Source organism: Streptomyces sp. NBC_01716, assembly GCF_036248275.1.
Classification (GTDB): Bacteria; Actinomycetota; Actinomycetes; order Streptomycetales; family Streptomycetaceae; genus Streptomyces.
Genome location: NZ_CP109181.1, coordinates 1,566,709 through 1,590,511 on the forward strand (window position 1 = coordinate 1,566,709; position 23,803 = coordinate 1,590,511).

Annotated in this window: 23 protein-coding genes; 3 read left to right on the forward strand and 20 right to left on the reverse strand. The window is 65.7% G+C overall.

What is annotated here, in order from left to right:
* Positions 1 to 126: 126 nt before the first annotated feature.
* The 7 genes from alaS to OIE74_RS06725 form a co-directional block, all read right to left on the reverse strand.
* Positions 127 to 2,808, reverse strand: coding sequence for an alanine--tRNA ligase (alaS, locus tag OIE74_RS06695; protein WP_329379397.1), 2,682 nt, complete (start codon positions 2,806 to 2,808; stop codon positions 127 to 129).
* 197 nt (positions 2,809 to 3,005) lie between these two features.
* On the reverse strand, positions 3,006 to 3,311 hold the full coding sequence (locus OIE74_RS06700) for a hypothetical protein (RefSeq protein ID WP_329379399.1): 306 nt from the start codon (positions 3,309 to 3,311) through the stop codon (positions 3,006 to 3,008).
* A 403-nt stretch (positions 3,312 to 3,714) separates the two neighbouring features.
* Complete coding sequence (locus tag OIE74_RS06705; RefSeq protein WP_329379401.1) at positions 3,715 to 3,960, reverse strand: hypothetical protein; 246 nt, start codon at positions 3,958 to 3,960, stop codon at positions 3,715 to 3,717.
* 441 nt (positions 3,961 to 4,401) lie between these two features.
* Positions 4,402 to 4,620 (reverse strand): transposase, encoded by a 219-nt coding sequence (locus tag OIE74_RS06710; protein WP_329379403.1) that lies wholly within the window; start codon positions 4,618 to 4,620, stop codon positions 4,402 to 4,404.
* Positions 4,565 to 5,236 (reverse strand): dTMP kinase, encoded by a 672-nt coding sequence (locus tag OIE74_RS06715; protein WP_329379405.1) that lies wholly within the window; start codon positions 5,234 to 5,236, stop codon positions 4,565 to 4,567. The genes OIE74_RS06710 and OIE74_RS06715 overlap by 56 nt, the downstream gene beginning before the upstream one ends.
* Positions 5,233 to 5,973, reverse strand: coding sequence for a dTMP kinase (locus OIE74_RS06720; protein ID WP_329379407.1), 741 nt, complete (start codon positions 5,971 to 5,973; stop codon positions 5,233 to 5,235). The genes OIE74_RS06715 and OIE74_RS06720 overlap by 4 nt, the downstream gene beginning before the upstream one ends.
* A gap of 95 nt (positions 5,974 to 6,068) precedes the next feature.
* Positions 6,069 to 6,863 (reverse strand): hypothetical protein, encoded by a 795-nt coding sequence (locus OIE74_RS06725; protein ID WP_329379409.1) that lies wholly within the window; start codon positions 6,861 to 6,863, stop codon positions 6,069 to 6,071.
* A 149-nt stretch (positions 6,864 to 7,012) separates the two neighbouring features.
* On the opposite strand from OIE74_RS06725, the gene OIE74_RS06730 reads away from it, so the two are divergent.
* On the forward strand, positions 7,013 to 8,023 hold the full coding sequence (locus OIE74_RS06730) for a phosphotransferase enzyme family protein (protein WP_329379410.1): 1,011 nt from the start codon (positions 7,013 to 7,015) through the stop codon (positions 8,021 to 8,023).
* A 96-nt stretch (positions 8,024 to 8,119) separates the two neighbouring features.
* On the opposite strand, the gene OIE74_RS06735 is transcribed toward OIE74_RS06730, so the two are convergent.
* The 10 genes from OIE74_RS06735 to OIE74_RS06780 form a co-directional block, all read right to left on the reverse strand.
* Positions 8,120 to 8,485, reverse strand: coding sequence for a thioesterase family protein (locus OIE74_RS06735; RefSeq protein ID WP_329379412.1), 366 nt, complete (start codon positions 8,483 to 8,485; stop codon positions 8,120 to 8,122).
* A 108-nt stretch (positions 8,486 to 8,593) separates the two neighbouring features.
* Positions 8,594 to 9,922, reverse strand: coding sequence for a peptide ligase PGM1-related protein (locus OIE74_RS06740; RefSeq protein ID WP_329379414.1), 1,329 nt, complete (start codon positions 9,920 to 9,922; stop codon positions 8,594 to 8,596).
* A 2-nt stretch (positions 9,923 to 9,924) separates the two neighbouring features.
* On the reverse strand, positions 9,925 to 11,190 hold the full coding sequence (locus tag OIE74_RS06745; RefSeq protein WP_329379416.1) for an aminotransferase class III-fold pyridoxal phosphate-dependent enzyme: 1,266 nt from the start codon (positions 11,188 to 11,190) through the stop codon (positions 9,925 to 9,927).
* Positions 11,190 to 12,356 (reverse strand): acyl-CoA dehydrogenase family protein, encoded by a 1,167-nt coding sequence (locus OIE74_RS06750; RefSeq protein WP_329379418.1) that lies wholly within the window; start codon positions 12,354 to 12,356, stop codon positions 11,190 to 11,192. The genes OIE74_RS06745 and OIE74_RS06750 overlap by 1 nt, the downstream gene beginning before the upstream one ends.
* A 23-nt stretch (positions 12,357 to 12,379) precedes the next feature.
* Positions 12,380 to 13,435 (reverse strand): 3-oxoacyl-ACP synthase III family protein, encoded by a 1,056-nt coding sequence (locus OIE74_RS06755; protein WP_329379420.1) that lies wholly within the window; start codon positions 13,433 to 13,435, stop codon positions 12,380 to 12,382.
* A complete protein-coding gene (locus tag OIE74_RS06760) occupies positions 13,435 to 14,421 on the reverse strand; it encodes an ATP-grasp domain-containing protein (RefSeq protein ID WP_329379422.1) in 987 nt (328 codons plus the stop codon). The genes OIE74_RS06755 and OIE74_RS06760 overlap by 1 nt, the downstream gene beginning before the upstream one ends.
* 339 nt (positions 14,422 to 14,760) lie before the next feature.
* On the reverse strand, positions 14,761 to 15,333 hold the full coding sequence (gene folE / locus OIE74_RS06765) for a GTP cyclohydrolase I (protein WP_329379424.1): 573 nt from the start codon (positions 15,331 to 15,333) through the stop codon (positions 14,761 to 14,763).
* Positions 15,334 to 16,086: a 7-carboxy-7-deazaguanine synthase QueE gene (locus tag OIE74_RS06770; RefSeq protein ID WP_329379426.1), complete on the reverse strand. Its 753-nt coding sequence runs from the start codon at positions 16,084 to 16,086 to the stop codon at positions 15,334 to 15,336. It lies immediately after the preceding gene.
* Complete coding sequence (locus OIE74_RS06775; RefSeq protein ID WP_329379428.1) at positions 16,083 to 16,979, reverse strand: 6-pyruvoyl trahydropterin synthase family protein; 897 nt, start codon at positions 16,977 to 16,979, stop codon at positions 16,083 to 16,085. The genes OIE74_RS06770 and OIE74_RS06775 overlap by 4 nt, the downstream gene beginning before the upstream one ends.
* Positions 16,980 to 17,033: 54 nt before the next feature.
* The gene (locus OIE74_RS06780) at positions 17,034 to 17,213 is read right to left on the reverse strand and encodes a hypothetical protein (protein ID WP_329379430.1); all 180 of its coding nucleotides are present in this window, start codon (positions 17,211 to 17,213) and stop codon (positions 17,034 to 17,036) included.
* A gap of 509 nt (positions 17,214 to 17,722) precedes the next feature.
* Between OIE74_RS06780 and OIE74_RS06785 the strand changes: the two genes are divergently transcribed.
* Together OIE74_RS06785 and OIE74_RS06790 are read left to right on the forward strand one after the other, a co-directional pair.
* Complete coding sequence (locus OIE74_RS06785; protein ID WP_329379432.1) at positions 17,723 to 19,459, forward strand: dihydroorotase; 1,737 nt, start codon at positions 17,723 to 17,725, stop codon at positions 19,457 to 19,459.
* On the forward strand, positions 19,456 to 20,262 hold the full coding sequence (locus tag OIE74_RS06790; protein WP_329379434.1) for an isochorismatase family protein: 807 nt from the start codon (positions 19,456 to 19,458) through the stop codon (positions 20,260 to 20,262). The genes OIE74_RS06785 and OIE74_RS06790 overlap by 4 nt, the downstream gene beginning before the upstream one ends.
* 870 nt (positions 20,263 to 21,132) lie before the next feature.
* On the opposite strand, the gene OIE74_RS06795 is transcribed toward OIE74_RS06790, so the two are convergent.
* From OIE74_RS06795 to OIE74_RS06805, 3 genes are read right to left on the reverse strand one after another with little or no spacing between them, the layout of a single operon-like run.
* Positions 21,133 to 21,612, reverse strand: a complete 480-nt coding sequence (locus OIE74_RS06795) for a peptidoglycan recognition protein family protein (protein ID WP_329379436.1) — start codon at positions 21,610 to 21,612, stop codon at positions 21,133 to 21,135.
* The gene (locus OIE74_RS06800; RefSeq protein ID WP_329379438.1) at positions 21,609 to 22,358 is read right to left on the reverse strand and encodes a type 1 glutamine amidotransferase; all 750 of its coding nucleotides are present in this window, start codon (positions 22,356 to 22,358) and stop codon (positions 21,609 to 21,611) included. Before OIE74_RS06800 ends, OIE74_RS06795 begins: the two co-directional genes overlap by 4 nt.
* On the reverse strand, positions 22,355 to 23,665 hold the full coding sequence (locus tag OIE74_RS06805) for a MurT ligase domain-containing protein (protein WP_329379439.1): 1,311 nt from the start codon (positions 23,663 to 23,665) through the stop codon (positions 22,355 to 22,357). Before OIE74_RS06805 ends, OIE74_RS06800 begins: the two co-directional genes overlap by 4 nt.
* Positions 23,666 to 23,803 lie beyond the last annotated feature (138 nt).

The window sequence follows — 23,803 nt, forward strand, 5'->3', positions numbered from 1 at the left end:
GTCGACCTCGGGAATCGACGTCGACGTGGTGCCACCTCTGAGCGGCGAGGTAAGGAGGAAGCTAATCTGGCCGCTCAGGCTTCCGACGAACGTCGGCATCGCACGCGCGCAACCGGAATGAGAGTTCTACAGACCCTGAGACGAACCCTGCGCGAGGGCAGCCTGGCGCACCGCAGCGATTGCTTGGCCCACAGCGCTCGTGTCGGTGCCTGCTCCCTGCGCCACGTCATCCTTGCCGCCTCCGCGACCCCCAAGGACCGTCATCGCCGTACGGATCAGCTCGCCGGCTTTCAGTCCGCTCGCCTGTGCCTTCTCGTTCACTGCGACCGCACACAACGGTCGACCGTCCTTGACGGAGAACAAGGCGACCGCAGCTTCCGTGGACGTGAACCGCGCGCACACATCCCGTGCCATCCGCCGCAGGTCGTCCATCACGATCCCGTCTCGCACCTTCGCGGCGACCAGCGCGACGCCGCCGACGTGCTCGGCCGATTGCACCAGCGACGCACTTGCCTGCATGAGATTGTCCAGCCTGAAGCGGTCGATCTCCTTGTCCGCGTCCCGGATCCGCGTGATCATGCCGGCGATCTTCTCCGGCAGTTCCTCCGGCTTGCCCTTGACCAACTCTGTCAGCTGCCTCACCAACGTGTGCTCGCGGGCCAGGAAGCGGTAAGCGTCTACGCCGACCAGTGCCTCGACTCGCCGTACGCCCGCACCGATGGACGACTCGCTCATCAGCTTCACCAGGCCGAGTTGCGCGGTGTTGCGGACATGCGTTCCGCCGCACAGTTCCTTGGAATAGTCACCGATGGTTACGACGCGCACCCGGTCGCCGTACTTCTCGCCGAACATCGCAACGGCGCCCTGTTTGCGGGCCTCATCCATGGTCATCACCGCGGCGGTCACTTCCAGCTCGCGGGCCAGCACTTCGTTGATCTCCTGCTCGACGTCCGCGAGCACGGAGTGGGGCACCGCGGACGGTGAGGCGAAGTCGAAGCGGAACCGCCCGGGGGAGTTCTCCGAGCCAGCCTGCGCGGCCGACGGGCCGAGCGCGTCGCGTAGCGCCTGGTGCGTCAGGTGGGTCGCCGAATGCGCGCGGGAGACGGCACGACGGCGGTCGACATCGACCCTCGCGAGCACCGCCGAGCCGAGAGTGACTTCACCGACCAGGACCGTGCCTGAATGCACCAGGACGCCGGGCACGGGTTGCTGCACGTTGTGAACGGCCACGGTCGCGCCCGAGTGTGTCCGGATTCGGCCGTGGTCGGCCAACTGGCCGCCGCCCTCGGCGTAGAAAGGCGTCCGGCTCAGGACGATCTCGACGTCGTCGCCCTCGGACGCCGCAGGCGAGGGAACGCCGTCGAGCAGCAGACCGACGACCGAGGCCTCATCCTCCAGCAACTCGTATCCGGTGAACTCCACGGTCCCGGTACGGTCTGCGACCTCCCGATAGGCGGAAAGGTCGGCGTGGCCGAGCTTCTTGGCGCGGGCATCGGCCTTGGCCCGCTCCCGTTGCTGTTTCATGAGCTGTCGGAAACCGCCCTCGTCGACCCGGAGGCCCTGCTCGGCCGCCATTTCCAAAGTCAGGTCGATGGGGAAGCCGTAGGTGTCGTGCAGCATGAAAGCCTTGTCGCCGACCAGGACCGAGGAACCGCGGCGTTTCGTCTCGGCGACCGCCTCGTCGAGGATGGCGGTGCCGGTTTTCAGTGTCTTGAGGAATGCGGCTTCTTCCGCCAGCACGACAATCTCGATGCGCGCACGGTCTTCCAGGAGCTCGGGGTACTGCTCACCCATGATGTCGAGGACGGTGTCGAGCAGGGCTGCGGCCACCGGCCCGGTGGAGCCGAGCAGCCGCATATTGCGGATGGCGCGGCGCAGAATCCGGCGCAGCACGTAGCCGCGGCCCTCGTTGCCGGGCGTGACCCCGTCTCCGACCAGCATGACCGACGCCCGCATGTGGTCCGACACGATGCGGAGTGAGACATCTGTTTTCGGATCCGCGCCGTACGAAACTCCGGTCAACTCGGTCGCCTTGTCGATGACGGCACGCGAGGTGTCGATCTCGAAGATGTTGTTAACGCCCTGGAGGATCATCGCCAGTCGCTCGAGGCCGAGACCGGTGTCAATGTTCTTCGCCGGCAGCTCCCCGAGGATCTCGAAGTCTTCCTTTCCGGTTCCGTCACCTCGCTCGTACTGCATGAACACGAGGTTCCACAGTTCGATGTAGCGCTCGTCGTTGACCGCCGGGCCGCCTTCGGCGCCGAACTCCGGGCCGCGGTCGTAACAGATCTCGGATGAAGGTCCGCAGGGGCCGGGCACATCCATGGACCAGAAGTTCGGCCCCATGCCCAGGCGCTGGATCCGCTCCGGCGGGACGCCGACGACATCACGCCAGATCGCCTCGGCTTCAGGATCTTCCTGGAAGACGGTGATCCACAACCGCTCGGGATCCATGCCGTAGCCGCCCGCATCCTGCGGGAAGGTCAGCAGTTCCCAAGCGAGGGTGATCGCTTCCTTCTTGAAATAGTCTCCGAACGAGAAATTGCCGCACATCTGGAAGAACGTGGCATGGCGAGTGGTCTTGCCGACATCGTCGATATCCGGGGTGCGCACGCATTTCTGGATGCTCGTGGCACGATGGAAGGGTGGCTTTTCCTGGCCGATGAAGTATGGCTTGAAAGGCACCATGCCCGCGGGCACCAGCAGCAGTGTCGGGTCGTCCGCGATCAACGATGCCGAAGGCACGACCGTGTGCCCACGTTCCTCGAAATAGCCGAGCCAGCGTTTGCGGATTTCCGCCGACTTCATTAGTATTCTTCCTTCCATATCGCCGAGCGATCCCCTGTCTGGAGGTCGCCCGCACTCGTCGTGGCTTTCCCGTCGAGTGTGACACGTTGTCATGTTTCATCGGGCAGTCTAGCCTCGAAGTTTCGTGACGGTCTGCCGACTGAGTCGGTGGACCGTTTTCGTATCGGTGGGGTAGCTCGCGCAGGCAGGAGCGATGATCAGCGACGGTCTTCTCGACCGCGCAGGTGATGTTTTGCCATAGATGGAACCGGTCGGTGGTGGCGTCGCACTCGGGCAACAAGTCGAGGACCTGGGTGGGTCTCGGCGTCGATCACGACCGTTCCGTAGACGTGGCCACGCCTGAGGGCGAAGTCGTCCTCGCCGAAGGCGCGGGGCCGCGTCGCTTCCGGGTCGGGCAGCTCCATCACCCGGCGCAGCAGCATGGTCCGGCTGGTCGCGAAACCCAATACCCAGGTCAGCCAGGCACCGGCCCGGCTCGCCAGGGCCAACCCGATCGCGTCCATGGCCTGCCGCAGCCGCTGGGCCCCTCCGGCCCATGACGGTGGGTCAGCCCGGCACCCGCTCTACGAATATCCGCCGACCACATGCTGCGGCCGTGCAGGACGCCTGACCCTTAGCGCGAGCCGTACCCTTCGTCCGGCGGGCAGGTCCACCGGAAACCACAGGTAGGAGTTGTGGACCCGCTCCGTCCAATGGGCGCAGTCGGGGCCGACGGCGTCGGCGGGCGTGCACCGGGCCTCGATGCGTATCGCCTCGCACCTCCGCCGCCCACGAGGCCTACGTGAAATGGGTCAAGGTCACCCTCATGACCCGCCGCCTCGCCGCTGCGGGCGACGGCCCGGCCGGCGCGGGGGCGTCCTGGTCGGCGTTACCGCACCGCGCTGAAGCCCCGGCTGTCCGCGCTGGTCAGCCAGCCCTGAGGACCAGCCGCTCGACCTGGCAGCGCACGCCCTTCTGCAAGCTGCGGTTGGCTCTCTGGCCGAACGACCCCTCGGTCACCTCCCGTACCCGCACCGGCTCCTGAGCATCACGCACGAACTCCACGATCTTGGCGTAGAAGCCGGGAAGAGGGCCGGGATCGGAGTCTTCCTCCCGCTGCGGCACGTACCGCGACTCACCACCGCCACCGGCGTCGGCACCGCTCTCCTTCACATACGCCTCCGCGTCGCACCGCGTGTCCCGGCCGGCCGACGAGCCACCCGGCAGGGCCGGCTCACTGCTCGACCTCGTCCCGGATCTCGCTGCCGATGCGCTGGCGGGCGATCTCCCCGCACACCCAGCAGCGAAGATCAAACACCACAAACAAGCAGTTCAGACACCTGATCGGTTGAAAAGCAGCCACTGACCTCGACTCTGTCGGGGGTCTTGGTGTCGTCTGCTCAGTCTCCGGCGGACCGCCAAGACCTCGGCCGGGGGATCCCGTGCTGGTCCAGGAAGTTCTGGAAGGCCGTCGGTGGCCGGGACGGGGGTGCTTCTCCGGTCGGCGGCCGTCGGCTGCGGCGTTCGATGTCTGCGGCAATGGCTGTGAACACGTGCTGTCCGGTTGCGGCAGCGGCGCATGCCGTGTCCGTGAGCGAGCTCGTTGATGGTGCCTTACGCTCCGGAGCGGACCGCATGGCGGGCCTGCCAGTTGGGTGTCTGTTGCTCGGCGCGGACGCGAAGTTGCAGATCACGGAGTTCTCGCGGGGGAAAATCCACGGTTCGGGCGCTGCCAGCGGTGGTCGTGCAACGGGTGCGGACCGGGCAGGGGCGGCACTCATGAAAGCCCGCCCGCCCTCGGTCGCAGCATCTCCCGCAGGAGAGGTCTGACACCTTCGAAGTCGTTGGGTGCGCTCGTGTCCACAACTGAATAGAGATTCTTTTCAGCCAATTCTCGAAATCTCCTGACCTCGACATCCTTGTCGTGTCGCGTCTGCGGGTGCACGGGTGAGTCAGCACGCGCCAGCACACGGTCGAAAAGGAGATCGCTCGGTGCGTCGAATATCAGCCCGAGGTCCGGCCGGTAAAGTCGCTGCAGCGGCTCCGAGAATATCTCGTCGGAGTTGAACACCAGCGGGGTGAGCGCGTATCGCTCGCAGATCACGAGGTGACCCCGCCGGAGAGCGGGTTCAATGATCGCCCGCTGCCGGACCAGGCGATCGCCGACCGCCATCAGCTTCAAGCCGGCATCGTCGATGAGGCTCCGATCGAATCCAAGAGACTGGTCGCTCCATGCCCGCCAGAGGTCATAAGCGCGCATGTGCTCTCCCGGCATCAACACGTGCGTGCACGGGATATCGTCACTCATGGCCGCCATGAGCCACGAAACGAAATAGGACTTCCCGGATCCGTCCGATCCTTCGATGGCCAGAAGGCGGCCGGGGAATTCATGGGGCGGGCCGCCCAGTACTACGGGAGTCCAGTCCTCGCTTCGGTCGGTGTGACTCATCGTTGCTCCCTGGCGCTCGCGACTCTCCGGGTACCGCCGGCCTGAGAAGACAGCGCGTCGATGGCGTTGAGACGATCCCTGACAACTCCCATAGAATGCGCAAGGCCGATATCCGTTCGAACCGATACGCCGTCATTCAACGCTGCGAATTCACGAAATAGTTTCGCCCTCATTGACATGGCTTCCAGATCGACCGACTCCGCCTCAGCTCCCCCACGGTCCCGCAGCCGATCGGCGGCAACCTCCACTGGAACGTCGGTGAAAAGATAGCAATCCGGCTGGGGAAAATGCCCCGCACAGTCCCAGACGGCACGGCGCTCGGCAGCCGAGTGCGGCGTCAGCAAGAACTCCACCAGCGTCGTGAACAAATATCGATCGATAATCACCGTGTGCCCCGCCTGGAGATGACTCACCACCTGATTTCGCAGCGTGAGCAGGCGATCCCCCATCAGGACGAGCGTCAACCCGAACGGGTCGACGACACCACGGTCCAGACTCCCCTGGCGATCCCTGTCGAACTCTCGGAACAGCGCCGTTTCCTTCAGCTTCCGAGACGGGAACTTGAAGCGCCGCACCACGATTGAGCGGCGTCTCGACTCCGCCGCGATGCACCGGATCAACGTCGTCTTTCCGCTTGCATCGATTCCTGACACGGCGATGAGTTTCCCGGGCCAGGTATGACGTCGCATATGGATACGGAAATCCAGATCACCGTAACCACTTTCAGGATGATTCATCCAGTGTCCTTCTCCACCCGCCGACCGCCGGGTACGGGCTGTCCCATACCCGGCGTACTCGAACGCTTCCGGTCCCACCTCGCCGTCGAAACGGCTCAGGGAATTTCCACCTCGATCGCCGTCGTCTGCGTGAAGGTCAGCACCGCCATGTCCTTCACGAAGGTGGTCTCGTGGGGATCGAGGAGCTCCCGCACATCGTCGGCGCGAGTTCTCGTCGCGTCTGTGAGGGCAGCGTGGGGATTCTGCCCCAGCCGGACGCCGTGCGCGAGGTTGTGCGGGTAGCCGAGGACGAGTGCGGCACCCTCGTACTCCTGAGGCGCGAATGTGATGTCGTGGTCGCGGCGCCGCAGCTCATCGGTGGGAAGACCGGAGAAGTGAGCGCCGAATTCCGCTCCCCCGATGTTCTGCGTTCTCACCGTGGGATAGAAGATCACACTGCCCACCGGCTCCTGCGGGGAAGCGATATCGCGGTGGAGGAATCCTTCGTAGACCTGCCCGGCGCGCGCGATCACCCGGTAGAGGAACAGCGTCACGACTACGCGTTGCTCATCGAATTCGGCCGGGATCGCCAGCTGCGCCGCGAGGCGCACGACGCCGTCGAGGTGTGCGAACGCCGGGACCTCGGTCACATCGGGGAGTTCGAGTCCCGGTTCCCCACGGGGCTCGAACTTGGTCTCGGACAGAGTGAAGGACGACTTGATGGCACCGGCGACCAGCGCCGGAGTCTCGCCGCGCCCCAGGGAAGCGCGCTGATAATTATCCCAGCCCCGGAGCCGCGCGGCTACTTGTTCGGTCGGTGGAATTCGCAGGCGGTCGGTGATCCCGGAGAACACCTGTTGGAGATGACCGATCGAGGAACTGACCGATTCCCCGCTCACCAGCCGCGCCATCGGCTCCGGTCGCTCCATGTCGGGCTCAGCCATTGCAAACTCCTTCGAAGTAGTTTTGCAGCGGTGTCGGGAGAGGTAGTGTAAGCATGCGAATCTCACCTGTTACCGAAGCAGGAAATCGACATGGTAAGCGCGGGGAGCATTGCAGCATGACACCAATTCGACGTCCAATTCGGCCGCCCTACGACGGCGCGCCATTCCCGATTGTGACTCCGGTACAGTCCTCGGCGGTCATCGACCGATACCAGCTGGACATAGATCCACGGAAGACGAAACGGCTCAATTCGTCGGGCAATGTGCATTCGGTGTACCGGCTCGGCGACAACTATATCCTGAAGATACCGCGAGACCATCCGCGAGCGATCGGAGAAACACTCACTGCTTCAGTCGCGGTGCCGGCCGCCACTTCCGCCGGCGTCCGGACCGGATCACTCGTCGCGTTCGACGACAGCCTGGAGATATTCAGCGTCCCGTTCTCGATTTTCGAGTACGTGCGCGGCGATTCGGTGACCCCGTCCGCACGAGTCCTGCCGTCCGACGCCGCTGTCTGGCACGGCGTGGGAACTGAACTCGCGACGCTCCACCACACCGTGGGTCACGTGGACGATCCGAAGGGGTGGCTCGAGGAGTGGGCGCGCCCGCTCGACCACGTCGCGATCCTGACAGGGCTCGTCGATGCCGGCGTGGTGGCCGCGCACCTAGCCGAGTGGTTCGACGAATTGCTGAGCGCTCTGAAGCCCTCGGTCAGCGGCGCGAACCGGTACCGGCGGTTCGTGCACGGCGACCTCAAGCCGGGGAACATCCTGCAGTTCGACGACCGGCTTCGCGCGCTCATCGACTGGGATGACGCGGGTTGGTTCGATCCGGCGATCGATTTCGCGCAGATACCACTGCACTTGGTCGACGTCGCTCTCGCCGGTTACCGAGCCGTCGCTCCGCTGGACGGCGACGACACGGCCGAGCAGCGGATCCTGTGGGACCACGTGATGACCGCGCTGACGGAGCTCTGGCGGCTTCGCATCGACATGGCCAAGATCTACCACCCCTGCCCCGGCGACGGGCTCGTCGAGGTGCTCGCCCTCGCCGTCGACGGCACGTCGTCGCTGCTCGAGTACTTCCCGGCCCGCCGGGGCCTGTCCCGGCAGGCGGCGCTGGGCTGACCGTGATCCGCCGCCGGAACTCTCACCTCGGCCGCTCGTCGGCGACGGCTTTCGCCGAACCGCGAGCGGCCGAGGTGAGGAGTGCCTTGGGGGATCTCAGGCGGATATACGGGCTCGGAACCGGCCGGCGTCGACCACGGCGCGCTGGTGAACACCGTCGCAGAGCACACTGCCGTCGACGCTCTTGACGGCAAAGTCGAATCGAGGCTGCGAGCCGGAACCGGCAGCGGTCGCCTCGATGACGACGACCTCGCCGACCCGGGCGGGGGCACGGTGGTTCATGACGACCTGCACGCCGACCGTCATCTCGCCGGGTGCCAGCTGCGGCTCCAGGAGATCAGCGCACAAACGCTCCACATGGCCGAGGATGGCCGGTGTCGAAAGCACCTCCACACCGGGGTTCCCCCAGCGCGAGGCGGAGTCGTCCGGACTGACGGTGATACGGCGTTCATTGCTGGTCATGGATTTTTCTCCTGGCATGTAGAGACTCCCTCACGGCCGCTGATCACGGCGGCCCGGAGGAGCCATGGATCGTTGTTCGACGTCCGCTCAGCTCTCCTCCGAATGTCGTCAGCGTGACGTCGACAACAGACGGAGCCGCCGCTCGTAGTCGTCGGCTGTGGCGACATCGGCCCCGACGGCGCAGTACTCGACCGCCCCGGACTGGGCGGTGTGGTCGCAGGTGAGAATGACGCCCTCGCCACACTCGGGGTCGAACGCCAAGCCAGCCCGCTCCAGCGCCTGCGCGGCGCTCGAGAACGAGTCCACCTTCAGATCGTTGTTGCTGATGAGGTAGCGGCGTCGCAGGTAGTCGTCGCCGAAGAGCATCCGGCCGATCCGGTGGAGATGGGTGGAGCCGCCGAGGCGACCGTTGAACTCGTTGAGGACGACGACTTCGCCTTCGCCGGTCGCCAGTCCGTCGATATTGATGAGCCCGCGATAGCCCATCGCGTGCACGACGTCGGCGAGTTCGAGCGCGTACCGCGAGAACTCGGCGACGCACTCCTCGGAAATCGAGCTCGGCGGTATCAGGAGTCCGTCGAAAACGGGCGTCATCCGCATCTCCGCGGTGTGGCGCATGACCGCGGCCTCGCCGTCCAAGCTCACCTCGCACCCCAACGAGATCGCGTCCTCCAGGTAGTGCTCGATGACGACGGGGTCGCGACCGTTCGAGCTGAAGCGCGGCCACTGCTCGCCCAATCGCTCCTCGACGGAGTGGCGGTCCGCGACGACGGTGAGCACGGCGGCTCCCAGCTGAGCGGTGTCCGCCGACGGCGTGAGGATCTCGTTGCCGTGACCGCCTTGGTGCGCATCCTGTTTGACGATCACGGACCGCCCCGCCTCGATGAACGAGGCGACGAAGTCGGTGGCGTCGCTCACCGATCGGGTCACCAGTCCGTCGGCGATGGGGACGCCGGCTCCCCCGCAGAGTGCCCGAAACACCGCCTTCCGGTTGAGCAGCTCGACACCGCCGGCCTCGCAGAACCCGACATTCCCATCGTGCGACCCGATTCCGACATCGCGTGCGAGCGACGCGACTGTCTGGTCGTAGCAGTAGGGGACGATGCGATCGAGTCCTCGGACAGCGCCCATCGCTCGCAACTCGTCGGTAAACCGGCCCCCTCGGAGTCGGTCCGCCGTCAGCACGTCTTCGCCGAACCCGCCCGGCGGCGGAATGACGACGTCTGCCGATGTGACGGACACACCTCGCAACCGCGAGGCATAGCCGAGGAACTCGTCGCTGATGGGTTGTGGGCTGACGAGGAGGTCGTCGGGGCCCATCAACCAGACCAACCGACAGGACAGGTTGCCACCGATCCGACGCTCTTGGGGGTCGAACTGACCGAGGTCGCCGACAAGTGTCTCGTTGAACGAGTTCCCGACGTAGAGGGTTGTCATCGTCACCGTCCTCGGACGCGCTCTGTTGCGAACGATTGGGTCACCGCTCGGGTGAAGCGTGCGATCAGCATCTCGACCTCTCGGTCACGGATCGTCAGTGGTGGGCACACCATCACCGACTGCGTACGCGCGTCGACGCCTGAGGGGTACACCAGGAGTCCGTTCCGCAGCGCGGCCTCGACGATTCGGCGATTCAGCGGCGCGGTCGCGAACTCGACCGGGTTCTGCTCGATCCCCACGCCGAGGAGCAGACCCCGTCCACGTGGCGGCCGGAGGAAGGGAACCGACTCCGCGATCAGTTCCAGCTCTCCCCGAAGGTAGGTGCCCACCTCCCGCGCTCGCGCGACGAGCCGGTGGTCGCTCGTGTAGGTGAGTACGGCGAGCGCCGCCGCAGAGGCCAGCGGGTTGCCGCTCATTGTGTGCCCCATCGACACCTCCGCCGCCGAGGCACCGGCCAGCACACGTTCCCCCACGATGCAGGCGCCGATCGGAAGGTAGCCGCCGCTGAGGCCCTTCCCGGTGACCATCAGGTCGGGCCTGATCCCGGACTCCGTGACACCGAACCATTCGCCGGTCCGCCCGAATCCGGTCATGACCTCATCCGCGATCAGCAGCGCGCCGACGCTGTCACAGAATTCACGGAGCCCCTGGAGCGTCCGGGCATCCGTCTCCGCCGCTCCGCCGGCCGCCCCTCCGACCGGCTCGAGGACGACGGCGGCTATTCGCGCGGGATCCACCCGTTCGAGGACGAGCAACCAGTCCTCCAGCGAAGGGAGGATCTTGGCGTCGCGCGAGGACGACACCTGCTCCAGCTTCGCCACCCCGCCGAGCAGAGCCTCGAGGTTGCGGCGCCGAGGCGGATGTCCGGACACCGCGAGCGCGCCGGCGGTCATTCCGTGATAGCTCGGCCGCTGCGAGACGATGATGTCCCGCCCGGTACCGGCGTTGTGGTGCATGACGAGCCGGAGTGCGGTCTCCATCGCCTCTGAGCCGGAATTGGTGTAGACGACTTCCCGGTACCCGGGGCCCGCGATCGCCAGGACCATCGCGGTCAGGTCCTCGACGGGCTGATTGCGGAACTGGCTGCGGTGGGCGAACGTCACGAGCTGTGACTGCGCCGAGATCGCCTCAAGCACGTCGGGCACGCCGTGGCCGATGTTCACGCAGATCGTGCCCGAGCACCCATCGACGTACTCCCAGCCGTCGGTGTCGACGATCATGACACCATTCGCCCGAGCCACCATCGGGAGTGTGGATGCTCCCGTCATTACGCCCCCGACCCCCTCGGACCTCGGTCGAACTCGCGGGACCGGTACGCGCGCCGCACGTGGTTGAAGATGTTCTTCTTCTGCATCTCGTCCGTCCCGGCGGCGATCTTGAAGGCCACCGAGTCGCGCAGGTTGCGTTCCACCGCACTGCCGACTTCATAGCCCGAGTGGCCGAATGCCTGGACCAGGTCGAGACCCGAGCCGACGAGACCTGTCGAGGCCAGCAGCTTGGTCACCGAGGCACTGAGGCTGTATCCGTCGTGCCGACCGTCCAGCAGGTCGAATGACCGATAGGCCAGCGCGCGGGACCCTTCGATGGCCATGGCGAGCGACACGACCTTTTCCTGCATGTACTGATGCTCGCTCAGCGGTACGCCGAACGCGTGCCTCGTCTCGAGCTGCCGGATCAGCGGCGCGATCTGTGCCTCCAGGGAGCTCCCGACGATGATCCCGAACAGAATTCTGTCGTACGCCAACGTTTCGTAGAGGCACGTCAGACCCTCGCCGACGCCGCCGATCACCGCGTCGGCATCGACGCGCACGTTGCGGAACGTGATCGGCCCGGTGGGACTCGTCCGGAGTCCCAGGAGATCCTCGCCGGTTCCGATCTCGACCCCTTCGACGCTGGTGCGCGTCACGAACAAACTGAGTTCGAAGGCCCCGGGCTCGGTATCGGTGCGAGCCGCGAGCATGACGACGTCCGCAACGGGCGCGTTCGTGATGTGCGCCTTGCCGCCGTTCAGGATGAAGCCGCCGTCGGCTGCGGGGACCGCCCGGGTTGAGAGCCCTCGGACGTCGGACCCGCCGGACTCCTCGGTGGACCCCGTGGACGCGATGTCTCCAGATGTCAGACCCGGCAGCCATTTGTCCTGCTGCTCCGCGGTACCGGCAGTCACCAGCAGCCGGATCAGGCCGCTCTGCGACGCGACGGACATGAGGAAGCCGAGATCATGCGCACCGAGCGACAGACCTTCCATCGCTGCCAGCCAGTCCCAGCCGTCCTCTGCGAGGCCCCCGATGCCCGCCGGCACCTGCAGCCGCCAGAAGTCGGTGGCCGCCAACTCCTTCCAGATCTCCCGATCAAAGGATCCGTCTCGATCGCGGGCCTCCGTCCCGACCGCCACCAGATCGGTGGCGACCTCATGGAACCGCTCTCGGATCTCCAACTGACGCTTGCTCCAGGTTATGTTCACAGCTCCTCCACCCTGGCACCCGGGTTCGACCATCTGATCAGGGTGCCTCCCCACGACATTCCGGCGCCGAAGGCTGCGAGCAGTACCAAAGACCCCTGTCGCAGCCGGCCGTCCTGAACCGCTGCGTCGATTCCGAGTGGCACCGACGCTCCGACGGTGTTGCCGAACACCTCGCCGGTACTCACATTCCGGTCCCCGGCGAAGCCCGCTTCCTCGGCGCATCGCGCCACGAGTTTGGGATTCGCCTGGTGACAGATCAAGTAGTCGACGTCCGCCACGGTGACGTCCGCCATCCGCGTCACTGTGTTCACCAACTTCGGCAGTTCCTCGAGCATCAACTCAGCGATGTCCCGGCCGCGCATCTTGAAGAGATGGGCGGCGCTCTCGGGGGCCCGACCCGGCAGCGGAGGCGAGAAGCCGCCCACGGCGAAATCGCCCAGCGCGCCGTTCGTCGCGAGCTTCGTCGCCATGAACCCGCCCTCCTCGACCGGGCCGAGCACCACTGCTCCGGCCCCGTCTCCGAAGAGCGGCCAGGTCTGACGATCGAGCGGATCTGTCATCCGCGACCAGAGGTCACTTCCGATGACCAGAACGAACGGCCGCTCGACATCCACCCCGACCAGTGGCCGTGCGACCTCCAGCGCGAAGACGAACCCCGCACACGCAGCGTTGAGGTCGAACGCGAAGGCGTGCGTCGCGCCGAGGCGGTCCTGGACCCGGGCGGCGACCGCCGGCACCGGCGGGTCGGATGAGACCGTGGCCACGATGATGGTCCGGACTTCGTCGGGGCTGACACCGGCGGCGCGGAGGGCCTCCCGTCCCGCGCCGACGGCCAGGTCGGTGAGCGATGTCTCGGCGGGGGCACGACGCCGTTCACGGACCCCCGTCGCACGCTCCGTCCATCCGGGCCTGGCATCGAGCGCCCGATCCATCTCGTCGCAGGTCACGACGGTGCTCGGCAGGCACGAGCCAGTGCCAATGATCCCCGTCGACGAGCCCGCCACGGCATGGCCTCCGCGACCCTCCGACCGGCTCTTCGCCCCGTCGTTCATCACCTCCACCTCCGTGCCGACTGCGCACTGAAGCTGCCCTGAGCGTTGGCCTGCGTCTCCGCGAACTCCACGAGCTGAACGTTGGGGACTCGTGCCATCTCCGGGGTCCATGCGGCCCAGCCCGGCACCGGGTTCACCTCGATCACCGTCAGGCCGGACCCGCTCATGATGATGTCGACGCCGGCCATGGTCAGGTCCGTCGCCTTCACTGCTTGCAAGGCCAGGTACGCGAGTTCGTCCGACGGCTCGATGAAGGCGGAGCTCACCGGATCGTCGGCAAGGTCACCGGAAAAGGGCTTCCAGTCGTCGCCGGCGGTGTCGAACCGCGAGCAAGTGGAGACCTTCGACCCGATGACGAGCACTCGGAAGTCGCCCTCGTGCGCCAGGTAGGGCTGGCAGAGGAGCGTGCCGTGCCGTTCGAGGAGTGTTTCGGTGAGCTCCAGCGCCGAGGTGGTCGGGCCTTCGAGGAGGCGCTCGACGTCGAGCCCTCGGTAGCCCAGAGCCGGCTTGACCACCACCTGGCCCCACAGGTCGAGCGCGTCGCGCACGTCGGCGGCGCCATGGCACTCCTTGGTCGGAGGGACGGGAATGCCGTGCAGCGTGAGCTGTTGAAGCATGGCTCGCTTGCTCGCTGCCCTGATGTGCACCTGCAGCGGATCGAGGACGGTCACGCCTGGTTCGCCGTTGAGCAACAGAAGCTGTTGGATCTTCTCCGTCCAGGGCGGCGTGCTGAGATCGCACCGGCAGAGGATGACGTCGAACTCCGACAACGGGGTCCCTTGGATGGTCGCTACCGCACCCGCGGGACCGGGATCACAGCGTACGTCGTCGAGCTCGAACACCATCGCGCTGTGCCCGCGTTCCCTGGCGACGTCCGCTATCCCAAGCGCTTCGGGCTCCGCTTGCTCCCAAGCGAGTATCCCGAGTTTCACGGCGCCCACCAGACCGTGGGCACGTTGGTGACAGTGGTCATCAATGTTCTCCATTCGCAGATGGCTTACGCCGATCGCAGAACCGTCTGACGGTTGTAATCAATGTCTGTCGCACTCGACACCCGGTGTGTTGCCGACGTCAAGGCGCGCACAGGTGCCCGACCACCATGCCCAACCAGCAGTCGAGAAGAGAGGGTTAATATCCGCCTGCAGTGTTCATTCTCAACACCCGCATATATAAAACGGTCGACGATGACGGAGGTCCAGCTCCGGATCTCGTCTGTGCAACTGAGTGTTCTCTTCAGTTGCACAGCCCAGTTGTACAGATCGGCCAGGAATTGGGAGCTCTCGAATTCAATCGCCGCCGGAATCCGGCCGCGCCGGCTTGAATGTTCAGACGCTCCGGGCTGCGTGCTCGGCGAGAATCGCTTGAAGATCGGCATGCCCCGGCACCCACTCGCCGACAGCCGCCTGCGTCGTCGTCAGCGCGCCGTGTTCCAGGACGCCCCGAGTGCTGATGCAGCCGTGCCCCGCCGTGATGATGCACGCGGCGCCGACCGGGTCGAGCTTCTGGCGTATCGCTTCCACAACTTGGTAGCCGATTTGCTCTTGGACCTGCAGTCGCCGCGCATAGCCGTGGAGCACGCGGGCGAGCTTGGACAAGCCGACGATGGGTGCTCCCGATCGCGGGCGATACGCGACTGTCGCAGTGCCGGTGATCGGCAGCAGATGGTGCGCGCAGGTGGAAGTCAGGCGGATCCCACTGAGCAGGACGAGGCCGGGATCCGACGGCCCGGTGAACGTCGCGTCCAGGTGCATGACCGGATCGATGTCGTATCCGGCGAGACACTCGGCCCATGCTTCGGCGACGCGTCGGGGCGTATCGTACGTATGCGAATCGCGCTCCACACCAAGCGCGAGCAGGAGGTCGGAAATACTCGACGCGACCTTGTCAATGTCAATCATTCAGTGACCTCTACAATCCTGCCAGGCGAGAACATGCAGCCGGTGGGTAGCGTTGATGCCAGCATGCGCAGCCGCCTCCGCGATAGCGTGCCAGCGGCCGTTCAGCTCTTGTGCGGTCGTCCCCTCCGGCATCACCCAGACTTGGCTGAGGGGCCAACCGGTTGTGCGAGCGATTCCGACGGCGTCCGAGACGTCGTCGATCGAAGCGCACACCACCTTCAGGTGTGCGTTGCCGGATTCCGCGACCTCGACCCACGCGGTGCGCAGTGCCGGATCGATGTTGCCGCGATGAGCACCCGCATTTGCGAGTTTCGGTGACACCACGAATCTCTGGACGAAGCCTCGAGTGGTCGCGTTCGGTGCGATCGTTCCGTTGGTCTCGACATGGAGCGTGCAGCCGCGTGCCCTCAGCCCGGTGCACAGTGCGCGCCACGCGGGTCGATTCTGGTGCAGCAGCGGCTCTCCACCGGTGACGACGACAAGCGACGATGAGGGAATCCGGGCGAGAACCTCCTCCACCGGTGTCATCGGGATCTCGCGCCGCAAGTCGAAGCGCTGCGCGTCCCATGTGTACGCCGAGTCGCACCAGGAACACGAAAGATTGCAGCCGCCGAGCCGGACGAACCATGCGTTCCGGCCGGCATACGGGCCTTCGCCTTGGATGGTCGGTCCGAACACCTCGGAGACCGGCAGTGCCGGCATGCTGCCGTCGCCGAGCTCAAGCAGATCCTGGTCAGCCTCGTCTGTCTTCACCTCGAGACCTCTGCGGCATTGACATGGGTTTCACGCACCACGACCCGGGACACGCGCACACCCGGCCACCCTCGCGATCGGATGCATCCGGCTGTGACCCGGGTGAGAAGCTCGGCGACGTTCTCAACCGTCGGCCAGTTGAGACCGAACGAGGGATCCGAATCGCCGAACACGAACACCTTGGAGTCCGCCGCCTTCAACGCGGGCACCAGCTCGTCCTCGCGGCCCAGCATGGTCCCGTGATCGAGATTGCTGTCGATCCACTCCCGCAGGTAGCTCTTCAAGTCATGGAACTCCACGACTATGCCGTCGGGTGCGGCTTCGCCCGCGACGGTTGCCTCCACCCACCAGGAGTGACCGTGGAGATTCTGGCATTTTCCGCCGAGCTGCGGCAGTCGATGCGCGGTTTCGAAGTTGTGCCTAACGGTGACAGCGGTAGTCGCTGAGGCCTGCCGGATTTCGCTGCGGCCGATCTCTTGCTCGTCCTCGCACCATGTCGCGCCGCGCGCGAGTTCATCGGTTCTTCCAGCCATCAAGCTCTCCTCCATTTCGCACCAGGCTTCCGTCAACGACGATGAGAAGGTGCCGCCGACATTCACACGACCCGGGCATGCTCGCTCGTTCCACCATCGTGACGCGGCCGCAGGCAACGTCACAAGAGACTTGTCGCCGATATCGCCGACCCGCAACGCGAATTCGATACGGCCCACCCAGGGTTCGATCACACGGTAAACCACCCGAGCTTGAGCAGGACAATTCATCGCGACGATCACACCAAGTGTCAATGCATCATGGGTGACCGGGCGCGCTCCTGGCGGCCGCAGCGTCCCAGCGGTGGTTTGTTGACGGCGGGTCAGTGCGGGAGCAGGCCGTGGGATGAAGGCGTCAACCACGGCTTCGAGAGCCCAGGGTGACAACAAAGTCCCCTGACCTTGCGTCGGCGCAGGTCAGTTGAGTCCGAGGATGGCCAGCGGCCGCTCGTAGGGGCGGAGCGCTGTCGTGCGGAGTCCGGCGGCGACGTGGGTGTGGCCGGCGGTACGGAGTTGGTTGATGGCGAAGCTGCGCAGGGTGGCAATATTCTCCGGGGGCCGAGGTTCGGGGGCATCCCCCTGCGTCGGCGCGAACACGCCCGCCCGATCATTGACGGGGCGTGGCAATCGAAGAGGGGACGCCGCCTCATCGAGCGGCTCACCACTGGAATCTGCGAGCTGTGCGAGTCGGCTGACGGGATCAACGTCCACCACGTCAGGCGACTCACCGACCTCAACCGGTACAGCCCCAAGACCGCACCACGCCGGCAGACCTCTTGAACTCTGCTGCCCTGGTTAACAGGCCACCGCCAGCTGGCGCCGGCCTGATCACGAGGGGCCGATTTCGGCGATGAGGCATCCATGGCAAGCCGGTGCACGCATAAGCCCCAGCCGGGAGCCAGATCCCTGTTCAACTGCCGACAATCCTCAGTCGAACAGACGTCTCCGGGAGACAGATTGCTTTGCGCGTCACACACGTGCGCGCGGCGAGGAACCGCCGTACTGTCGCCAGGAGATCGCGTCAGGCCATGGGGCGGGAATGCCTCGCCATGCGGGCCTCAGTCAGGCTGCAACCCTTCATCGCATTAGGCGATCCGCCTGCCCGAATGCACTTCGTCCCACCGATCGGCGTATCGCCCTGTCAATGCGCGGGTTCCTTCACATTCCTCGCGCTCACCATTTATCGCGCACTCACCGGAGGACATATTGTGGCTGGGGAAATTCTTGATCTCGTCGTAGCGAACGGGACCGTCGTGCTCGGCGATGGACGCCACAACGTGGCAGTAGGCGTCAAGGACGGAAAGGTGGTCGCCCTCGCGCCCGAGGAGTTGCTACCACCTGCGAAGGAACGCATCGATGCTCACGGGAACTACATCCTCCCAGGCATCGTCGACTCGGAGGCCCACCCCGGCTGCTACGTGCCCTTCGAATACGACATGCGCACCGAGTCGCGGACCGCGGCGTGCGCCGGGGTGACCACCTGGGGAATCCAGGCGCCGGTGACGCGCATGGGTACCGAACCGTTCCAAGAGGTTGTCAACCGGGCCGACGTGGTCTCGTTCCATCAGGCTTTCCCTTCGGCTCGGAAGGTGATCGAGACCGTTTCGCACGTTGACGCCTACCTCACCTACATGCTCGAAACCGATGAGCAGGCCCACGAGATCCAAGAGTATGCCGAGGCGCATGGCGTCACCTCGTTCAAGCTCTACCTGCAGACGCGCGGCCTCAAGGCCATGAGGGACGGTGACGACAGCAACTGGCCGTCTCGGCGCGCAGGTCTCGGTACTGGCATCGACGACGGAACCGTTTACCAGGTGATGGAGCAAGTGGCCCACCTCGGCTACCCGGGGATGGTCCACATCCACCCGGAGAACTGGGAGATCGGCCGGGTCTTCGAGGAACGTCTGCGCGCGGCCGGCCGCACCGACTTCGGCGCCTGGACGGACCGTTCCCCCGACTTCCTCGAGGCACAGCACATCCGGGCCTACTCATATCTGGCGCAGCAGACGCCGGGAAATCCTCCGCTGTACCTTCAGCACTGCACCACGCGCCTCAGCTTCGAGGAGGTCGCGAAGGCACGCGCAGAGGGTGCGAGGGTGTTCGCGCAGACCGGCCCGGCATGGCTGTGGGCGCAGCCGGAGGACGGCTGGCGGATCAACGTGCCGCTGCGGCGCCGGGAGAACATCGATGCCCTGTGGCAGGCGCTTGCCGACGGCACCGTTGACGTCGTCGGGTCCGATCATGTGGTCGGCTGGGAGCCGGCGAGTTTCGAAGAAATGTACAACCCAAACATCTGGGACTGCCGTACCGGCTTCAGCCGGGTCGAACTCTTCCTGCCCGTTCTCCTGTCCGAAGGCGTACACAAGGGCCGGATCAGCATGGAACGCCTGGTGCAGGTCAGCTGCGAGAATCCGGCCAAGACCAGCGGCCTCTGGGGCCGCAAGGGCTCGCTGCTGCCCGGCTTCGACGCGGACATGGTCATCGTCAACGCCGGACGCGAGGTCACCGTCGGCAAGGAACACATCAACACCCGAGCAGGATGGTCGATCATGGAAGGCCACACCTTCCACGGTTGGCCGGTCAAGACGATCATGCGTGGCAAGGTCACCGCCGAATGGGCCGACGACTCCCCGGGGATGCGTCCGGTAGCCGAACCCCGGGGCGAGTATCTGGCTCGGCACCCGCGACGCGCACCGCACACCTACCCGGTTGCGGAGCCGACCGCCGTCGACCTGTCGCACCCCCGGTGGAGCGGTTCGGACTTCAGCCGGCCTGGCTTCAGCGCGGAGACCCAGCTCTACACCTCCGTGCGCGCAGACAGGCTCGGGGAGGTCGGGCGATGAGGGACAACACCCGGGGCAGTGACATCAACGAAGTAGCTGCCGTCAACGACGAGGTCTGGGCGGATGTCCTCGGCAAGACCGACCGGACGGTCTTCGAAGCCGCGGGCTGGGGACGTCGGGCAGGCTTCGGCCGACGGCCGGCGCTGGTGATCGTCGACCTGAACTACAACTTCTGCGGAGACCGGCCCGAGCCGATACTCGAATCGATCGAACGCTGGCGATACTCGTGCGGCGAGGTCGCGTGGACCACGGCGATACCGGCGATCGTGCGGCTGCTGGAGGTCGCACGACGCAAGCGGCTACCGGTGATCTACACGACCAACCCACGGCGGCCGGATGGATTCGACCTCGGCGTCTGGACGTCGAAGAGCACCCGCAGCAATGATGCGGTGGACGTGAACGGACACATGGGCAACCGGATCGTCGCCGAGGTCGCACCGGAAGCCGATGACATCCTCATCGAGAAGCGGAAGCCCTCAGCCTTCTTCGGTACACCGCTGATGAGTCACCTGACGATGCTTGGCGCCGACTCGCTGATCGTCACGGGCACGACCACGAGCGGTTGTGTGCGGGCCACGACCGTGGACGCCATCTCCTACGACCTTCGTGTCACCATCCCGCATGAGGCCGTCTTCGACCGGGCGGTGCTCTCCCACAAAGTGAGCTTGATGGACATTCATATGAAGTATGCCGACGTCACCGGGCTTGACGAGGTCCTCGGCCATCTCGAAGGACTCAAGCAGGGGATGTTCGACGACGTCTATCCGCCGGCGGCAGCCAGGGCCAGGGCCGCTGAAGCCTAGACGGCATGTAGGCGCCGGTCGTGGCCCCGGGCCTCGCTCGCAAGTTGTCGTGGGTTGCCGGTCGGGCGCAGTCTGGCCGGTAGCGCCTACATTCGCGGGAGGCCCGGTGTTTTCTGAGGTGCTCGCGCCCTCAAGGCTGCAGCGTCCGACCGGTGCCCCCTCTCAGCCTTGGGTGAGACGCCTCGCTTCGGTGGGTTAGCAGTCCGAGCCCCTGGCGGGGCCGCCTGAGCGGGTGAAGATCGGGGGCAGGGACTGGCCGCTGTCCGAGGGCGTCACCCTGGTCGGGATGGAGGCCAACGGATCTACCGGAAGCCCGTGTTCTACCTGCTGGAGCACGACATCGAGTGCTGGCTGCTCAAGGGCTTGGAAGTTGGGGACAGCCTGATCCGGGAGGTGCCGCACCGCCAGACGCGTCGGCCGCGCCGGCAAGGTGGTAAGGGATAGCGATCGCGAACGAGTGTCTGATGGGCCGTGATTCGAAAACGGCCCGGAACCTGGCGGATGTGGGCCGATGCGGTGCTGGGCGGGCTTCAGTTGGTGACCCGTCCGCTTCCGGGTTGTCAAGTCTGTACGGCCCGGGAGACCGCGAGGAACGTCTGCGGCGTACCTACGGTGATGCTGTCGGGGTAATGCTCGATCTCAACCGGTGAGAGGGTGAGAACCGGCGCGCGACGCCTGCACCTGGCGAAACCGTTGCGCTTGGACAAGGTCACGGCGGTGCGGGTGCCGTCGGTAGCCGAAGAAGCTTCCCGGAGTCTGGTGCGGGCGCGCGAGGATGTGCGCGGGGGTCTGATGCGCGTTCGCCATCGGGTGGGCAAACTGCTGCTGCGCCAAGGGCCAATGTGGAGCGACGGGGTTCGACGCCTCAGGTCAGGAGAAAAAACCCTGGTCCAGGAGTTCCCCGACGACCGCGCCTGGGCATTCCGTGGCAAAGAATTCCCTATGCCCCCGTACGCAGGGCGTGACCCCAAGATCCAGCAGGAGGCCACGGAACTCGGCGAGCCCGCCGAGTTGGACTTCCGTGGGGCTTTCGACACCGCCGATCATGAGGGAAACGCTGTAGTAATCAGTGTTTCCGGCAGTGGTGCCCTGGGCGGCCTGGTATCTGTCGAACCCGCGCCCGGCGAAGACTTCTCCGTGCGGGCACACTCCGAAGCTGTAACCGATGTCCACCCATCCATTGCCGTCGATGTGAAACCTGCGGACACGCTGCCAGTAGGCGACGCAGTCCGAATGCTCGCGCAAGCTGGTGGCGCTGCCGTTGTAGTGCAGTACGAGCCCTTCGCTAGGTTCGGCGGGATCCGCTTCGGTGGGGGGCCAGCCGAAGTATTCCCGCTGCCGGAGGATCATTTTGCAGCTCCCTCAGTCTCGATGCATGTCACGGGCTTATGGCCCAGGGCTGTCAGACGTTCGCTGCGGAGGCCCTCGGTCCAGGGATCGTTCATCACCGGCAGACTGCCACCGGTAGCCCAGGAGAGCAGGAGGTCGGCGAGCGCGGGGTTGCGCACCAGCGCGGGTCCGTGCAGATAAGTGCCCATGATGTGACGGTGGAAGCCGCCCTCGGTCCCGTCGCCATTGCCCACACCGACCATCGTCCGGGCCAGGGGGCGCGTATCTCCGCTCAGCACGGTGGTTCCGCGGTGGTTCTCGAAACCGGTGACCGGGGGCAGTGACAGGGGCGCAGGCACCGTGCCCAGCAGCTCACCAACGGCGCGCCGGGCAGCGTGCTCACTGCGGATGTCGAGCAGCCCCAGCCCGTCGGCCGTCCTGCCGTCGTGGGTGACGAAGCTCGTCCCGAGGAGCTGGTAGCCCGCGCATACGCCGAAAACGACACGGCCGGCTTCGGCCGCACGGCGCAGTCCCCGGTCGTTGCCGAGTTGTCTCGCGACTTCCTCCTGGGCCAGGTCCTCACCGCCACCGAGGATATGGATGTCGGCCGACTCCGGCACTGGCTGTCCCGCGTCGACCCGGACGACCCTGATCGGGATGGCTCGTGCCTGCGCGCGAGAGACCAGGGCGATGACATTGCCTCGGTCTCCATAGGTGCCAAGAAGTTCGGGGCAGATCCAGGCAATGGTGAGATGCTCCGCGGTCATCGTCGCCCCGTCTCGACGGACCGCGGTCCGGTGCTCCGGACGGTGCGAATGGCGGAGAGGAAAGCGGTGTAGTTGGCGACCACATCGAGCCGGTCACCGACGTCCGTGGCTTCGTCTCGTACGCAAGCCGCGGCGAGAGAGTCGACCATTTGGAACGGGACCTGCTCGTAGTACAGCCGTGTGGCGATGTCGTAACGGCGTTCTCCTGTGACGAAGACCGACCGGTTCCGCAGTCCCGAGAAGTCGACGTCCCACAGCCACGAGGTGTCGAGTCCGTCAAGTTCCCGTGCGTTGAGGGAGAACAGCACGCGAGGGCTGTCCATGAGTACATCCATCGTCTCCAGCCAGCTGGCGGGATTCTTGGCAAGCAGGAGACGGACGCGTCGCCCCTGGTACTGGAAGTCCTCATATCGCCCCGACACACTGCCGACGTCGGCCATTCCGCTCAGTGCCCGGCCTGCGGGCACACCGTGGATCCGTGCGGCGGCCAGTGCCATGGTCGCGTTCGCCTCGTTGATTCTGCCTGGCAGTCGCAGGCTCAACAGGTGTGCCGTCCCGCTCCGCGAGTCGACGGCACGGCCATTGTCGAGGGTCCATCGGGGAGAGGGACGGGACAAGGTGCAATGCGTGCAATTCCAGGAGCTCTCTCCCTCCCTGACCAGTCGGTTGCCACATGCGGGACAGACCCACGAGTCTTCGGTCCAGCGCTGCCGCACGGAAACCCAAACAACCCTGCGGGCGTTGCGGCACGCCCAGACGATCCATGGGTCGTCGGCGTTGGCCACCACGGTCGCCCGGGTACCGGCGAGCGCGGTGGTCCACGACTCGGCAGTCATCCGGCACTCGGGATTGCGGTCCAACTGATCTCTGCTCAGATTGAGCAGGATGACCAGGCTGGGATCCGTCTCCAGGACGGCTCGTGGCAGATGGCGCTCATCGACCTCGAGGACAGCGTGTTCGACTTCACTGCCCGCGGACAGGAGCGCGGTCGTGATTCCGTCGGGCAGATTGGCTCCGAGGCTGTTGCTGACGACGCCGGCGGAAGTGGCCAGCGCCTCCGCCGCGAGACGGGTGGTGGTCGTCTTGCCGTTGGTGCCGCTGACCAGCGTGACAGTGAACTGTCCTGCCAGGGAACTCAGTACTCGGGGTGAGATACGCAGGGCGGCACGTCCCCCGGCGAAGGAACCGCCGGGGCGGCCCGTGCGGAGGTGATAGCCGGACACTGCCCGGCCCACGAGGACGGCGAACCGGTCCCGTGTGTGCCGGACACGCACTGACTCCGGCCGGGCAAGGAGAGAGCTCGACAAGGCTGCTCCAGGGGTGAGGGGCTCGGATGCTCCGGTCAGAGTCACCGCTCGGCCGACATGGTGCCGCAAAATCGGCACCATCTTCCACCCCTCCCGAATGTCCGGGCGTTCAAAATTTCGGCCGGCGAAATCCCTTTG

Bases quoted from the DNA above. Each gene is read 5' to 3' on its own strand.
- OIE74_RS06755 (WP_329379420.1), bottom strand. From the start codon at position 13,435: ATGAACGACGGGGCGAAGAGCCGGTCGGAGGGTCGCGGAGGCCATGCC.
- OIE74_RS06735 (WP_329379412.1), bottom strand. From the start codon at position 8,485: ATGACCAGCAATGAACGCCGTATCACCGTCAGTCCGGACGACTCCGCC.
- OIE74_RS06745 (WP_329379416.1), bottom strand. From the start codon at position 11,190: ATGACGGGAGCATCCACACTCCCGATGGTGGCTCGGGCGAATGGTGTC.
- folE (WP_329379424.1), bottom strand. From the start codon at position 15,333: ATGATTGACATTGACAAGGTCGCGTCGAGTATTTCCGACCTCCTGCTC.
- OIE74_RS06795 (WP_329379436.1), bottom strand. From the start codon at position 21,612: ATGATCCTCCGGCAGCGGGAATACTTCGGCTGGCCCCCCACCGAAGCG.
- OIE74_RS06715 (WP_329379405.1), bottom strand. From the start codon at position 5,236: ATGAGTCACACCGACCGAAGCGAGGACTGGACTCCCGTAGTACTGGGC.
- OIE74_RS06790 (WP_329379434.1), top strand. From the start codon at position 19,456: ATGAGGGACAACACCCGGGGCAGTGACATCAACGAAGTAGCTGCCGTC.
- OIE74_RS06730 (WP_329379410.1), top strand. From the start codon at position 7,013: ATGACACCAATTCGACGTCCAATTCGGCCGCCCTACGACGGCGCGCCA.
- alaS (WP_329379397.1), bottom strand. From the start codon at position 2,808: ATGAAGTCGGCGGAAATCCGCAAACGCTGGCTCGGCTATTTCGAGGAA.
- OIE74_RS06700 (WP_329379399.1), bottom strand. From the start codon at position 3,311: ATGGACGCGATCGGGTTGGCCCTGGCGAGCCGGGCCGGTGCCTGGCTG.
- OIE74_RS06785 (WP_329379432.1), top strand. From the start codon at position 17,723: ATGCACTTCGTCCCACCGATCGGCGTATCGCCCTGTCAATGCGCGGGT.
- OIE74_RS06740 (WP_329379414.1), bottom strand. From the start codon at position 9,922: ATGACAACCCTCTACGTCGGGAACTCGTTCAACGAGACACTTGTCGGC.
- OIE74_RS06800 (WP_329379438.1), bottom strand. From the start codon at position 22,358: ATGACCGCGGAGCATCTCACCATTGCCTGGATCTGCCCCGAACTTCTT.
- OIE74_RS06725 (WP_329379409.1), bottom strand. From the start codon at position 6,863: ATGGCGCGGCTGGTGAGCGGGGAATCGGTCAGTTCCTCGATCGGTCAT.
- OIE74_RS06760 (WP_329379422.1), bottom strand. From the start codon at position 14,421: ATGGAGAACATTGATGACCACTGTCACCAACGTGCCCACGGTCTGGTG.
- OIE74_RS06720 (WP_329379407.1), bottom strand. From the start codon at position 5,973: ATGAATCATCCTGAAAGTGGTTACGGTGATCTGGATTTCCGTATCCAT.